Here is a 12,494-nt window from a genome sequence, read left to right as displayed (position 1 = left end):
CGTAGGGAGAGGGTGAAAAGCCGCACCGAGCAGTCCCTTCTCCCCTCTGCGGAGAAGGTTGGGCGAGGGGAACAGGATTTCCCAAAATCAATGTTAAGGAGAATTATCATGAGCTTTATGTTGGCGCTTCCCAAAATCAGCCTGCACGGCGCGGGCGCAATCGGCGATATGGTCAATCTGGTGGCAAACAAACAGTGGGGAAAAGCACTGATTGTTACCGACGGGCAGTTGGTGAAAATGGGGCTGCTCGACAGCCTGTTCACCGCGCTGGACGTCCATCAGATGTCGTATCATCTGTTCGACGACGTGTTCCCGAACCCAACCGAAGCGCTGGTGCAGAAAGGGTTCGCCGCATATCAGGATGCGGACTGTGATTATCTGATCGCTTTCGGCGGCGGTAGCCCGATTGATACCGCAAAAGCGATTAAAATCCTGACGGCGAATCCTGGCCCGTCCACCGCTTATTCTGGCGTCGGGAAAGTCAAAAACGCGGGCGTGCCGCTGGTGGCGATCAATACCACTGCGGGCACGGCGGCGGAGATGACCAGCAACGCGGTGATTATCGATACCGCGCGCCAGGTGAAAGAAGTCATTATTGATTCCAATATTATCCCGGATATCGCCGTCGATGACGCCAGCGTGATGCTCGATATTCCCGCGTCCGTCACTGCCGCAACGGGCATGGATGCGCTGACGCACGCCATCGAAGCCTATGTGTCTGTCGGCGCGCACCCGCTGACCGACGCCAACGCGCTGGAAGCTATTCGCCTGATCGCGCTGTGGCTGCCGAAAGCGGTTGATGACGGGCATAACCTGCACGCCCGTGAGCAGATGGCTTTTGGGCAGTATCTGGCGGGCATGGCGTTTAACAGCGCCGGTCTGGGTCTGGTGCACGCTCTGGCGCATCAGCCAGGCGCGACGCACAACCTGCCGCACGGCGTGTGCAACGCTATTCTCCTGCCGATCATCGAAAACTTTAACCGGCCCAATGCGGTCGCACGTTTTGCTCGCGTGGCCCAGGCGATGGGCATCGAGACGCGTGGAATGAGCGACGAAACCGCAAGCCAGTCAGCGATTCAGGCGATCCGCGATCTCAGCACGCGCGTCGGCATTCCATCAGGATTCAGCCAGCTTGGCGTCACCAAAGCGGATATCGAAGGCTGGCTGGACAAAGCGCTCGCCGACCCGTGCGCACCGTGCAACCCGCGTACCGCCAGCCGCGACGAGGTTCGCGAGCTGTATCTGGAGGCATTATGATCCGCAAAGCTTTTGTGATGCAGGTGAACCCAGATTCACACGATGAATATGAACGCCGCCACACGCCGATCTGGCCAGAACTTGAATCGGTGTTGAAAGACCACGGCGCGCACCATTACGCCATTTATCTGGATAAAGCCCGTAATCTACTGTTTGCGACTGTCGAGATTGAATCGGAAGAGCGCTGGAACGCAGTGGCACATACTGACGTTTGCCAGCGCTGGTGGAAACACATGCGTGATGTGATGCCCTCAAATCCGGACAACAGCCCGGTGAGTGCAGAACTGAAAGAGGTGTTTTACCTGGATTAAGCGTTTTGCGCTGCCGCATGAACTGCGGCAGCGTCCTGGTTTTAACTGGCCTGCACCGTGTTCCCTCTGGCCGCAATTTGCTGTTTGCTACTCAGCGTAAACGCCGATATCACCGTCACCGTCAGTACAATACAGCCCAGCATCAGGTAGGTATCCTGGAAGCCGATCCGGTCATACATATTTCCGGCAAAGGCGGACAGGAAAATCGCCGCCGACTGTTTGGCAAAATTGAAACCTATCAGATAGATCGTCGCAGACAATCGGGTATCAAACACGCCGGTAATGTATTTGAACGCGCCCACCAGCAGGAACGGCACTTCCAGCGCATGCAGCATTTTCAAGGCGATCACTTCCACCACCGTGGTGGCGAACGATGAGCCGATAATGCGCGTCGCCATGATCAGCCCGGCAATCAGCAACGTATTTTTAGCGCCAATGCGGTTAATGATCCACGGCGAGCAGAACATGATAATCGCGTTACAAATTTCCCCTGCCGTCGTCGCAAATCCAAAGGCACGCGTGCCTTCTTCTGGCGTGGCGAAGAATGATTTAAAGAATGTGGCAAACTGCTGATCGAACACGTCATAGACGCACGCCACGCCAATCACATACAAAATAAACATCCACATTCTGCGCTGGCGGAACAGGCTAATGACGGTTTTAGCGGTGATTTGCGGCTGGTTGGCACCGAGCGCGTTCATTACTTCAGCCGTCTGGTTTGGCTTAGGTTTGGCAACCACTAACAACAGCATAAGCAGCAGCGCCGCACCGGACCCCATCCAGAACACCAGCGACGGATCGATGCTGAACAGCACGCCACCCGTTGAGGCGCACAGCCCCCAGCCCAGACAACCGAACATGCGCGCTTTGCCATATTCGAAGAAACTGTTGCGGCTGACGCGTTCGATGTAGGCCTCAATGGCACCAGACCCCGCCGAGAAGACAAAGCCGATATACAGCCCGCCGCTCAGCGCCCCAAGCCAGATACTGGTTTTTAAAAGCGGCGCGAAGACATACAGGAAGAACGGCGCGAATAAAAACAGCAGCACCGCGATTATCCACAGCAGATGTTTTTTCAGCCCCAGTTTGTCAGAAATCACGCCCAGCACAGGCTGGAAGGCGATCGCAGAAAGCGAAATACAGGAGAAAACAATCCCGGTATGGGTTTTGTTCAAGCCGATGACGTCCGACAGCCAGATCGGCAGGAACGGAAAACAGGTGGCCATGATAAAGAAGTAGAGAAAGAAGAACGCCCCGAAAATCCAGAAATTAGGGTTGTTTTTGTGGGTACAGGCAGTCGTGTTCATTATTTTTATCCTCAACTGAGGGCCGGCTATCCGGCCCGTCACCTTTACACGCGTTCAACGCCAATCAGAATGGCGGTTTCCGGATCCAGAATCGGCAGCGCAATGCCTGCCTGCATCAACCATTCACCGCTCACCGTTTGCGGTGCTTCCATCCACGCGGGGAGTTTGCGCATGGTGTGCCCGCCCTCGCCCGTCAGACGGATATTCGGATGTTCGAGCAGCGTGATGCGGTACTGCGCGCTCGCCTCAAGGCCCGGCATGCGCAGCGGCATCATTAGCGTGTAATCTGGCATCGCTAACTGGCTGACAATAAACAACCCCTGCCCTTTGTCGGCACTCACTATACCGTTCGCCAGCGTGCTGGCATCCGGCATATCCACGCGCCACTGCGTGCCGTGATGAATCACCTCGCGCCACTGCTTGTGCAGCGCGGCATAGTGCCGATAACCGTCTCGCTCGTGCTCGTCGACGCTCAGCGGATCAAGTTCCAGTCCCATATGACCAAACAGCGCAGTAAGGCCCCGGAAGGCGATACTGTGCTGGCGGAAAGTGGCATGGCATTTATGATGACCGATATGCGCGCCCATCACTTCCGGCGGAAAGAAATAGCTCATGCCGCGCTGGATGGTGTTGCGTTCCAGCGCGTCATTGTTGTCCGACGCCCAAAAACGGTGGCAGCGGGTCAGCACTTCGTAATCAATGCGCCCACCACCCGACGAGCAGGATTCAAATTCAACCTGCGGGAAGCGTTCGCCCAGCAGATCTAACAGACGGTAGAACTGGCGGGTTTGCGCGTCGGCAGCGGCTTTACCGTTATGGCCGGGCTGCACCAGCTCGCGGTTCATGTCCCACTTCACGTAATCAATCGCGTGTTCACCAAGCAGCCAGCTCAGGCGTTCGAGTAAATAATCAAAGGCTTCAGGAATGTTCAGATTGAGCACCCACTGATGGCGTCCAGTGGCCTGCGTGTAGCCCGGCAGGGCGAGCACCCAGTCGGGATGGGCGCGGTACAAATCGGAATCAGGGCTGATCATCTCGGGTTCGACCCAAATCCCAAACTCCATGCCGAGATTTTTGACGTGATGAATCACCGGCGTTAAGCCGTCAGGATATTTTTTCTCATCGAGATACCAGTCGCCCAGCGCGCCATGGTCGTTATTGCGCCCCTTAAACCAGCCGTCGTCGATGATAAAACGCTCCACGCCTAGCCCGGCGGCTTCGTCCGCCATTCGCATGATGTATTGCGGATCGTGGTCGAAGTAGATCCCTTCCCAGGTATTGAGATGCACCGGACGCGATTTGTTTTCCGGGAAGCGAATAATATTTTCACGCAGATAGCGGTGGAACTGCTGGCTCATACCGTTCAGCCCGTGAGCGGAATAGCTGGCGTAGAGGCGTGGCGTCCACAGCGTTTCGCCCTCCTCCACCGCCATTTCGCCCGGCAGATAGAGCGCTTCAGCCTGAACATAACGACGTCCGTCCGTTTTGGCTTCGGCGCGCAGGCGGTGGTTGCCGCTCCAGCCTAAATGTACGCCCCACACGTCGCCGTGCATTTCGTTGAACGATGGCGTGCCGGTCATCAGCGCCGGGAAGTGTTCGTGGGAAGAGCGCCCGCGACGGCTTTCGATCACAAAGCTGTCGTGCTCAAGCGTAACGCGGTGCGGTTGAAACTCGCGGATCCAGCGGCCATGAAAGGCCATCACTTCCTGCGCGCGTTCGGCGATTGGCAGCGTGACGGCGAGCCTATCGACCTGCCAAGGCTGCGCGCGTAAATTCGTCAGGCCATGACGCACCACCAGCACGCCGCTGTCATCGAGGGTGATTTCACTGGTGAGACGTAAACCTGCAGTGTCATCTTCGGCGGTAATCGACAGACGTTGTCCTTCCTGCGTTACAGCAACCGTTTTGAATATCGGTGAACCGTCGAGTCCCTGACGATGGCCTTCAATACCGGGCGCGCCAAACAATCCGTGGCCCAGCTCAGCCATCAGTGTCAGCGGGATATCAACATCCAGTCGACCGTTCGCAATGGGGCGGGAAAGGCTTTGCACATCTTGCGGGGAAAAGTGGCGAAGATGCGGCCCCCAGTAAAGAATTTCGGCGAATGGGTGCGTTTTTATCACCACGTCAACCGTATCGCTTTCGAGTCGTAAAATGAAATCGTGCATCGGACATCTCCTGTCATCAGATGTCCTGAGTGTTGATCCGAAACGTTTCGGATGCCAACCCAAACGTTTCGGATTTGTGATCGGTTTACAATTTTAACGAGTTTAGGCGGTTTCGCCTGGCGAGAATTCAGGTTGCCACAGCACCTGAAGTTGAGCGAGGTCATCGCCGCCGATAAGCTGGCGCACCATGTCAGCAATTTGTTTACCCACGCCCTGCCGGGTGGATTGGATCACCGCCGCCACGTCGGTCTCGACAATGCTGTCCTGCGGTAGCCCGTCGTACACGATCAGCGCCACCGCGTGCTCGCCGTGTAAACGCCCGGCTTGCGCCAGCGCCATAGCGGCCCCGTCACCGTGGGTGTTGCAGTCGGTGATGATGGCGGTCGGCGGTTCTGTCAGCGCCAGCAGCGCTTGCGTGGTGTTGTAACCCGCGCGACGAGAAGGCGGCATCGCGCGCAGCCATTCGCTGGACAGTCCGGCTTCACGCAGTGCATCAAGATATCCCTGACGACGCTGGGTGATGAACGCCTGATTATTGCTTTCACCGAGCAGCGCAATGCGCTGATGACCTTTCGCAATCAGCCAGCGGGTGGCGTTATACGTTCCGGCGTAGTTGTCAAAATCAAACCAGGCGTAAGGCTGCGGCAACTGGCTACGCCCTAACGCCAGGAAAGGGAATCCCGCCGCCTGAAGCTGCTCAAGACGCGGATCGTGATCGAGCGTATGCGCCACAATCAGCGCATCCACGCGGCGGCTTTGCACCATACGCATATAGCTGTGTTTGTCGGCCAAGTCGTCGTCAGCGATCAGCAGCAAGTCGATCTCATGTCGCGCCAGTTCATGGCTAATTTCGCCGACCATGTCCATAAAAACGCTGTTATTGAGCGGAACCGGATGCACCGGAAATACCAGCCCAACGGCGTCGATTTTGCCCATCTTCAGGCGGCGGGCAAAGGTGTTGGGGCGATAGCCACGGCGCTGCGCTTCGGCTTCAACGCGCGCGCGCGTCTCGCTGGAAACGTCATCATATCCGTTGAGGGCGCGGCTGACGGTGGTAACCGACAGTCCCAGTTCTTTGGCAATGGCTTTAAGCGACATGATTTTCCGTGTCCTGCTGTTTAGTTTTGTTCCGCCACCATAAGCGCATAGGTATCTTGCTCAAGGGCTTTAAAGATATGCGGCTGGTCAGCGGGATAACAAATATAGTCCCCTTCGCCCAGCTCTTCTGGGGCTTCCGTCAGGCCAACCAACGCCCGGCCCTGCGTCACAATGATATGTTCCACCGATCCCGGCGGATGTGGCTGCGAAATTCTGTCCGCGCCCGGCTGAGCCATCAGCATATACACATCGCGACGAGCACCCGGCGGGCATGCGGCCAGCAAAATCGCCTGATAATGGGCATGTTCGGCGGTCACTTTGGTCCCTTCACCACGACGAATCACTTGCGTGGTGGGCTGCTGCGGCTCCAGTAAACGAGCAAACGGAATGCCGAGCGCGACGCACAGCGACCATAATGTTTCCAGGCTCGGATTGCCGTTGCCGGACTCTAACTGGGAAAGCGTGGATTTGGCGATCCCGGCACGACGCGCGATTTCCGCCAGTGAAAGCCCGGTCCGCGTACGCTCTCGCACCAGACTTTTGGCGATAACGCTAATTGGCTGCGTCATAAAAGGGCCTCTGTTCTATAAATCGAACGAATCGTTCATCTTGTAAAACGACATTGATGCGTTCATTATAATGGAAACTCGTTCGATATGGCTAAAATTGTATGAAGCATTATTTCTCCTGCCTGAAAGGCGACACGATAAAAGCGATCGTCCTGGTGTGCCTGGCCGTGGGCGTCGTGGGGGTGTCTTATGGTTCGCTGGCGATGGCGTATGGTTTCCCGATTTGGGTGCCGTTTGTCCTTTCGCTCACCGTGCTGGCGGGCGCGTCGGAATTTATGTTTATCGGCATTGTCGCCAGCGGCGGAAATCCGCTGGCCGCCGCCGCAGCGGGTTTGCTGGTCAATGCGCGTCATGTTCCGTTTGGCGTGACGGTGCGTGAACTGGTCGGCAAACGCGGCGCGAGCTTTTTGGGCTGCCACATCATGAACGACGAAAGCGTGGTGTTTGGCCTGTCGCAAAAAACGCCGGAGCAGCGCAAAGCAGCCTACTGGCTGTGCGGTTTGGGCGTCGCCATCATCTGGCCGCTCGGCACGTTGCTGGGCGCAGGGGTTGGGAAATTATTGCCTGCGCCGGAGACCATCGGTCTGGACGCCGTGTTCCCGGCCATTCTATTGGCTTTAGTGGTGCCTGCGTTTAAGAACCGCACCACGCTTATCCGCGCCTGTAGCGGTGCGGCGCTGTCGCTGGCGGCGGTGCCGTTTGCGCCTGTCGGTTTGCCGGTGTTGCTCTCGTTACTGGGCCTTGCTGCGAGGAAGAAATAATGGGCAATATGACGATTTTCATCCTCGGCATCGCCATTTTATCGGCGGGAACGTACCTGATGCGCCTTGGCGGCGCGAAGCTGGGCAACCGTTTAGCGCTCTCTGAGCGTTCTCAGGCGCTGCTTTCCGATGCCGCAACGGTGCTGTTATTTTCCGTGGCGCTGGCGACCACGTTTTACGAAAGCGAACATTTTGCTGGAATGGCGCGGGTGACCGGTGTGGCGTTTGCGGTGTTTTTGGCGTGGCGGAAAATGCCGTTGATCGTGGTGATTTTTGCGGCGGCGGTGGTCACCGCGCTATTGCGCGTGGCGGGCATAAACTAAAAAAGCGCCCCAGGGGCGCTCTTTCGACAGGTGATTCGCTTATTTAGTCAGTTCAGCGGTCATGTGAACCTGGTTACCAGTGAATGCCTGAGTAATTTTATACGATGACGCGCCCGCTTCTTGTGCCTGAGCCGCAATTTTCGCTTCTGCACCGTCGATGGTGGTTGCGGTTGCGGTCACTGACTGAGCAGCAAATGAGCCGAAAGAAGTCGCCAGTGCGATTACTGCAACAAAAGTTTTGATGTTTTTCATGGTTTAAATCCTGTTCGTTAGTTGTTTAGATAAGGCGTTTTGCCTTGATATGATAAATAATAGACCTCATCACCGACAACTGAAAGCGGAAGGATTTGCTCAGGTTATTCAAATTTACTGATTAATAATCAGGCGCTGCGGATGGGTATAAATCGTGACGCGCCCCGGCTTACAAAATCCCACCAGCGTCAGATTGCAGCGCTGCGCCACCTCGACCGCCAGCGTCGTCGCTGCTGAGACCGCGAACAAAATTTCTACGCCACACATCGCGGCTTTCTGCACCATCTCATAGCTTGCCCGGCTGGACACCAACGCAGCGCCCTGCTGCCACGCGTCGCTTTCTCCCGCGCGGCGGCCCAGCAGCTTATCCAGCGCGACGTGACGTCCCACATCTTCGTGTCCGCCTGCAATTACACCCGACGGTAAAACCCAGGCGGCGGCATGCGTACAGCCACTCAGTTGACCGATGGGCTGCACGTCGTTGAGATGGTTCAGGGCATGATCGAGCTGGCGGAGATTGAACGTCTGGGTAAACGGCAGCGGGATAATCGGCTTGCCGATATCGTTGAGTTGCTCGACACCGCAAACGCCACAGCCCGTGCGTCCGGCCAGCGCGCGGCGACGTTCTTTGAGTCCCATAAAGCGGCGGCTGGACAGCTCGATTTGCACTTCCAGGCCGTTGCAGACGTTAACAACGTCCATGCCGTAGATTTCCTGAGGCTGCTCGATAATGCCTTCAGAGAGCGAAAAGCCGATGGCGAACAGCTCGAGATCTTTGGGTGAGGCCATCATCACGACATGGGAAATACCGTTGTAAACCAGCGCAACGGGCACCTCCTCCGCCAGAAAATCGGGGACGGAATGGGTAATGTGAGGGGGTCTGTGTACCGAATGTTCCACCACACCCGCAGGCAGTGGAGACGTTTGGGTATCACGATTCTGTTTTGACACAACGGTATTCCTGAGCAACCACGTAGGTGAGACCTGCTATTGCATCATAAACCGCAGGCCACGCGCATAGTATGGATCAACTTTTCGGCTCCCATACCCTTCAAGTTTACCTACTCCTTCTGGAGAGGCACAACGTTGACACCGATACATAGTCGTAACATCCCCTAAGCAAAACGTGATTGATATCACGTTTTATAATCATCACGGTGATAATACGCTCACTTTGTTTTAACACGGCGGGAACAGGCTTACCGACATTGTGGTATTCTCAACATATCCCTCGTGCAAATGGGGGAATAAATCAATTTTTCACCTTTGTGGTTATTTCTCATCCATAAAGTAAAACAATAATGCCCCTAAATAACTCGCCTAACGGGTTAAACGCCCGCTGTCCGAGGAATGAAGGGTGGCAATGTCGAAACAAGGAGTGACCCATGCAGGTCAGCAGAAGGCAGTTCTTTAAGATCTGCGCTGGCGGTATGGCAGGCACGACGGTAGCCGCACTGGGCTTTGCCCCAGGCGTCGCGCTCGCGGAAACACGGCAGTACAAACTGCTGCGCACCCGTGAAACCCGTAATACCTGCACTTACTGCTCTGTCGGTTGTGGGCTGTTAATGTATAGCCTCGGCGACGGCGCGAAAAACGCTAAAGCATCTATTTTCCATATCGAAGGTGACCCGGATCATCCGGTCAACCGTGGCGCGTTGTGCCCGAAAGGCGCAGGTCTGGTGGATTTCATCCACTCAGAAAGCCGCCTCAAATTCCCCGAATATCGCGCACCTGGCTCTGACAAGTGGCAGCAAATCACCTGGGACGACGCATTTGATCGCATCGCGAAGCTGATGAAAGAAGATCGCGACGCCAACTTTATGCCGCAGAACGCGGACGGTGTAACGGTCAACCGCTGGCTCTCCACCGGGATGCTCTGTGCCTCGGCGTCCAGCAACGAAACCGGCTATTTAACGCAGAAATTCACGCGCGCACTCGGTATGCTCGCGGTCGACAACCAGGCGCGTGTCTGACACGGACCAACGGTAGCAAGTCTTGCTCCAACATTTGGTCGCGGTGCGATGACCAACCACTGGGTCGACATCAAAAACGCCAACCTCATCGTCGTGATGGGTGGGAATGCGGCAGAAGCGCATCCGGTGGGATTCCGCTGGGCGATGGAAGCCAAAATCCATAATGGCGCGAAACTGATTGTGATCGATCCCCGCTTCACGCGCACAGCGTCAGTGGCGGATTTCTATACCCCTATTCGATCAGGTACTGACATTACTTTCCTGTCAGGCGTTTTGCTGTACCTGCTCACCAACGAAAAATATAACCGTGAATACGCCGAAGCCTACACCAACGCCAGCCTGATCGTGCGTGAGGATTATGGCTTTGAAGATGGCTTGTTCAGCGGTTACGACGCCGAAAAACGCAAGTACGACAAAACCAGCTGGAACTACGAGCTGGACGAGAACGGCTTTGCGAAACGCGACACCACGCTGACTCATCCGCGCTGTGTATGGAACCTGCTCAAAGAGCACGTTTCCCGTTACACGCCAGATGTGGTCGAAAACATCTGCGGCACGCCAAAAGCGGATTTCCTGAAAGTCTGTGAATACATTGCAGAAACCAGCGCCAAAGACAAAACGGCGTCGTTCCTGTATGCGCTCGGCTGGACGCAGCACTCCGTCGGGGCACAGAACATCCGCACCATGGCGATGATTCAGCTGCTGCTCGGCAATATGGGCATGGCAGGCGGCGGCGTGAATGCCCTGCGCGGTCACTCCAATATTCAGGGGCTCACCGACCTTGGTCTGCTGTCACAAAGCCTGACGGGCTATATGACGCTGCCAAGCGAGAAGCAGACCGACCTGCAGACCTATCTGACTGCCAACACGCCGAAACCGCTGCTGGAAGGCCAGGTCAACTACTGGGGCAACTACCCGAAATTCTTCGTCTCAATGATGAAGGCCTTCTACGGCGACAAAGCGACGGCAGAGAACAGCTGGGGCTTTGATTGGTTGCCGAAGTGGGACAAAGGGTACGACGTGCTGCAGTACTTCGAGATGATGCACCAGGGCAAAGTGAACGGCTATCTGTGCCAGGGCTTTAACCCGGTCGCCTCGTTCCCGAACAAAAACAAGGTAGTGGAGTCACTGTCGAAACTGAAATTCCTGGTCACCATTGACCCGCTCAATACCGAGACCGCGACGTTCTGGCAGAACCACGGTGAATCAAACGACGTCGATCCGTCGAAGATTCAGACCGAAGTGTTCCGTTTACCATCGACCTGCTTCGCCGAAGAGAACGGTTCTATCGTCAACTCTGGCCGCTGGCTGCAGTGGCACTGGAAAGGTGCAGACGCCCCAGGCATCGCCATGAACGACGGCGAGATCCTGGCCGGTATCTTCATGCGGCTGCGTAAAATGTATGCGACCGAAGGCGGCGCGAATCCGGAACCGGTTCTGAACATGACCTGGAACTATTCGACGCCTGAAAATCCAGCGCCAGAAGAAGTGGCGATGGAGAGCAACGGCAAAGCATTGGCGGATATTATCGATCCGGCCACCGGCACCGTGCTGGCGAAGAAAGGCGAACAGCTGAGCACCTTTGCGCATCTTCGCGATGACGGCTCAACCTCCAGCGGCTGCTGGATCTTCGCCGGTAGCTGGACGCCGAAAGGCAATCAGATGGCTAACCGCGATAACGCCGATCCATCGGGTCTTGGCAATACGCTGGGCTGGGCGTGGGCGTGGCCGCTGAACCGCCGCATTCTGTATAACCGCGCATCCGCCGATCCGCAGGGCAATCCGTGGGACCCGAAACGCCAGCTCCTGAAATGGGACGGCGCGAAATGGGGTGGCGTCGATATTCCGGACTACAGCGCCGCCGCACCGGGCAGCAACGTGGGGCCGTTTATCATGCAGCCTGAAGGGATGGGCCGCCTGTTTGCTATCGATAAGATGGCGGAAGGGCCGTTCCCGGAACACTACGAGCCGTTTGAGACGCCGCTGGGCACTAACCCGCTGCACCCGAACGTTATCTCTAACCCGGCCGCCCGTATCTTTAAAGGCGATCTGGAAGCGCTGGGTAAAAAAGATAAATTCCCGTATGTCGGCACCACTTACCGCCTGACCGAGCACTTCCACTACTGGACCAAGCATGCGCTGCTTAACGCCATCGCACAGCCGGAACAGTTTGTAGAGATCGGTGAGAAGCTGGCGAATAAGCTCGGCATCGCCCACGGCGACACGGTGAAAGTTTCGTCTAACCGTGGCTATATCAAAGCCAAGGCGGTGGTGACTAAACGTATTCGCACGTTGCAGGTACACGGGCAAGAGGTGGATACCATCGGCATCCCGATTCACTGGGGTTACGAAGGCGTGGCGAAGAAAGGCTTTATCGCCAACACCCTGACACCGTTCGTCGGCGATGCGAACACGCAGACGCCGGAGTTTAAGGCTTTCCTCGTGAACGTGGAAAAGGTGTAAGGAAGACGACTT

The 12,494-nt window shown here is 56.3% G+C and carries 11 protein-coding genes; 5 read left to right on the top strand and 6 right to left on the bottom strand.

Features of this window, described 5'->3' with window-relative positions:
* Positions 1-108 precede the first annotated feature (108 nt).
* Both fucO and rhaM read left to right on the top strand, forming a co-directional pair.
* Complete coding sequence (gene fucO, locus AC07RN_RS19895; RefSeq protein WP_478337127.1) at positions 109-1,257, top strand: lactaldehyde reductase; 1,149 nt, start codon at positions 109-111, stop codon at positions 1,255-1,257.
* Entirely contained in the window at positions 1,254-1,568 is a 315-nt protein-coding gene (gene rhaM / locus AC07RN_RS19890; RefSeq protein ID WP_015961034.1) for an L-rhamnose mutarotase, read from the top strand. The genes fucO and rhaM overlap by 4 nt, the downstream gene beginning before the upstream one ends.
* Positions 1,569-1,609: 41 nt before the next feature.
* Here rhaM and AC07RN_RS19885 read toward each other — a convergent pair whose 3' ends face one another.
* The 4 genes from AC07RN_RS19885 to AC07RN_RS19870 form a co-directional block, all read right to left on the bottom strand.
* Positions 1,610-2,875 (bottom strand): MFS transporter, encoded by a 1,266-nt coding sequence (locus AC07RN_RS19885; RefSeq protein ID WP_015961035.1) that lies wholly within the window; start codon positions 2,873-2,875, stop codon positions 1,610-1,612.
* A gap of 44 nt (positions 2,876-2,919) precedes the next feature.
* On the bottom strand, positions 2,920-5,043 hold the full coding sequence (locus tag AC07RN_RS19880; RefSeq protein WP_478337126.1) for an alpha-galactosidase: 2,124 nt from the start codon (positions 5,041-5,043) through the stop codon (positions 2,920-2,922).
* A 102-nt stretch (positions 5,044-5,145) separates the two neighbouring features.
* Entirely contained in the window at positions 5,146-6,141 is a 996-nt protein-coding gene (locus tag AC07RN_RS19875; RefSeq protein WP_407438734.1) for a LacI family DNA-binding transcriptional regulator, read from the bottom strand.
* Positions 6,142-6,161: 20 nt separating this feature from the next.
* Positions 6,162-6,710 carry a helix-turn-helix domain-containing protein gene (locus tag AC07RN_RS19870; RefSeq protein ID WP_133632607.1) on the bottom strand — a complete coding sequence of 183 codons (549 nt, stop codon included), beginning with the start codon at positions 6,708-6,710 and terminating at the stop codon, positions 6,162-6,164.
* A 101-nt stretch (positions 6,711-6,811) separates the two neighbouring features.
* Here AC07RN_RS19870 and AC07RN_RS19865 point away from each other — a divergent pair, with 101 nt between their 5' ends.
* Both AC07RN_RS19865 and AC07RN_RS19860 read left to right on the top strand, forming a co-directional pair.
* Positions 6,812-7,471 carry an AzlC family ABC transporter permease gene (locus AC07RN_RS19865; RefSeq protein WP_015961039.1) on the top strand — a complete coding sequence of 220 codons (660 nt, stop codon included), beginning with the start codon at positions 6,812-6,814 and terminating at the stop codon, positions 7,469-7,471.
* Positions 7,471-7,794: an AzlD domain-containing protein gene (locus tag AC07RN_RS19860; protein WP_478337125.1), complete on the top strand. Its 324-nt coding sequence runs from the start codon at positions 7,471-7,473 to the stop codon at positions 7,792-7,794. The genes AC07RN_RS19865 and AC07RN_RS19860 overlap by 1 nt, the downstream gene beginning before the upstream one ends.
* Positions 7,795-7,833: 39 nt before the next feature.
* Here the strand turns inward: AC07RN_RS19860 and AC07RN_RS19855 are convergent, their stop codons facing one another.
* Both AC07RN_RS19855 and fdhD read right to left on the bottom strand, forming a co-directional pair.
* Positions 7,834-8,046 (bottom strand): YdgH/BhsA/McbA family protein, encoded by a 213-nt coding sequence (locus AC07RN_RS19855; protein WP_015961041.1) that lies wholly within the window; start codon positions 8,044-8,046, stop codon positions 7,834-7,836.
* A 114-nt stretch (positions 8,047-8,160) separates the two neighbouring features.
* The gene (fdhD, locus tag AC07RN_RS19850) at positions 8,161-8,997 is read right to left on the bottom strand and encodes a formate dehydrogenase accessory sulfurtransferase FdhD (RefSeq protein ID WP_478337124.1); all 837 of its coding nucleotides are present in this window, start codon (positions 8,995-8,997) and stop codon (positions 8,161-8,163) included.
* 434 nt (positions 8,998-9,431) lie between these two features.
* Here fdhD and fdnG point away from each other — a divergent pair, with 434 nt between their 5' ends.
* Positions 9,432-12,482 (top strand): formate dehydrogenase-N subunit alpha, encoded by a 3,051-nt coding sequence (fdnG, locus tag AC07RN_RS19845; RefSeq protein WP_150099591.1) that lies wholly within the window; start codon positions 9,432-9,434, stop codon positions 12,480-12,482.
* Positions 12,483-12,494: the final 12 nt, after the last annotated feature.

Source organism: Lelliottia sp. GFLA7 (assembly GCF_056490165.1).
This window is presented reverse-complemented; position numbering and strand designations above follow the sequence as displayed.

What these genes read in the sequence shown, in the direction of transcription:
- AC07RN_RS19870 (WP_133632607.1), bottom strand. Translation starts at nt 6,710, where the DNA reads ATGACGCAGCCAATTAGCGTTATCGCCAAAAGTCTGGTGCGAGAGCGT.
- AC07RN_RS19875 (WP_407438734.1), bottom strand. Translation starts at nt 6,141, where the DNA reads ATGTCGCTTAAAGCCATTGCCAAAGAACTGGGACTGTCGGTTACCACC.
- fucO (WP_478337127.1), top strand. Translation starts at nt 109, where the DNA reads ATGAGCTTTATGTTGGCGCTTCCCAAAATCAGCCTGCACGGCGCGGGC.
- AC07RN_RS19855 (WP_015961041.1), bottom strand. Translation starts at nt 8,046, where the DNA reads ATGAAAAACATCAAAACTTTTGTTGCAGTAATCGCACTGGCGACTTCT.
- AC07RN_RS19880 (WP_478337126.1), bottom strand. Translation starts at nt 5,043, where the DNA reads ATGCACGATTTCATTTTACGACTCGAAAGCGATACGGTTGACGTGGTG.
- AC07RN_RS19860 (WP_478337125.1), top strand. Translation starts at nt 7,471, where the DNA reads ATGGGCAATATGACGATTTTCATCCTCGGCATCGCCATTTTATCGGCG.
- rhaM (WP_015961034.1), top strand. Translation starts at nt 1,254, where the DNA reads ATGATCCGCAAAGCTTTTGTGATGCAGGTGAACCCAGATTCACACGAT.
- AC07RN_RS19865 (WP_015961039.1), top strand. Translation starts at nt 6,812, where the DNA reads ATGAAGCATTATTTCTCCTGCCTGAAAGGCGACACGATAAAAGCGATC.
- AC07RN_RS19885 (WP_015961035.1), bottom strand. Translation starts at nt 2,875, where the DNA reads ATGAACACGACTGCCTGTACCCACAAAAACAACCCTAATTTCTGGATT.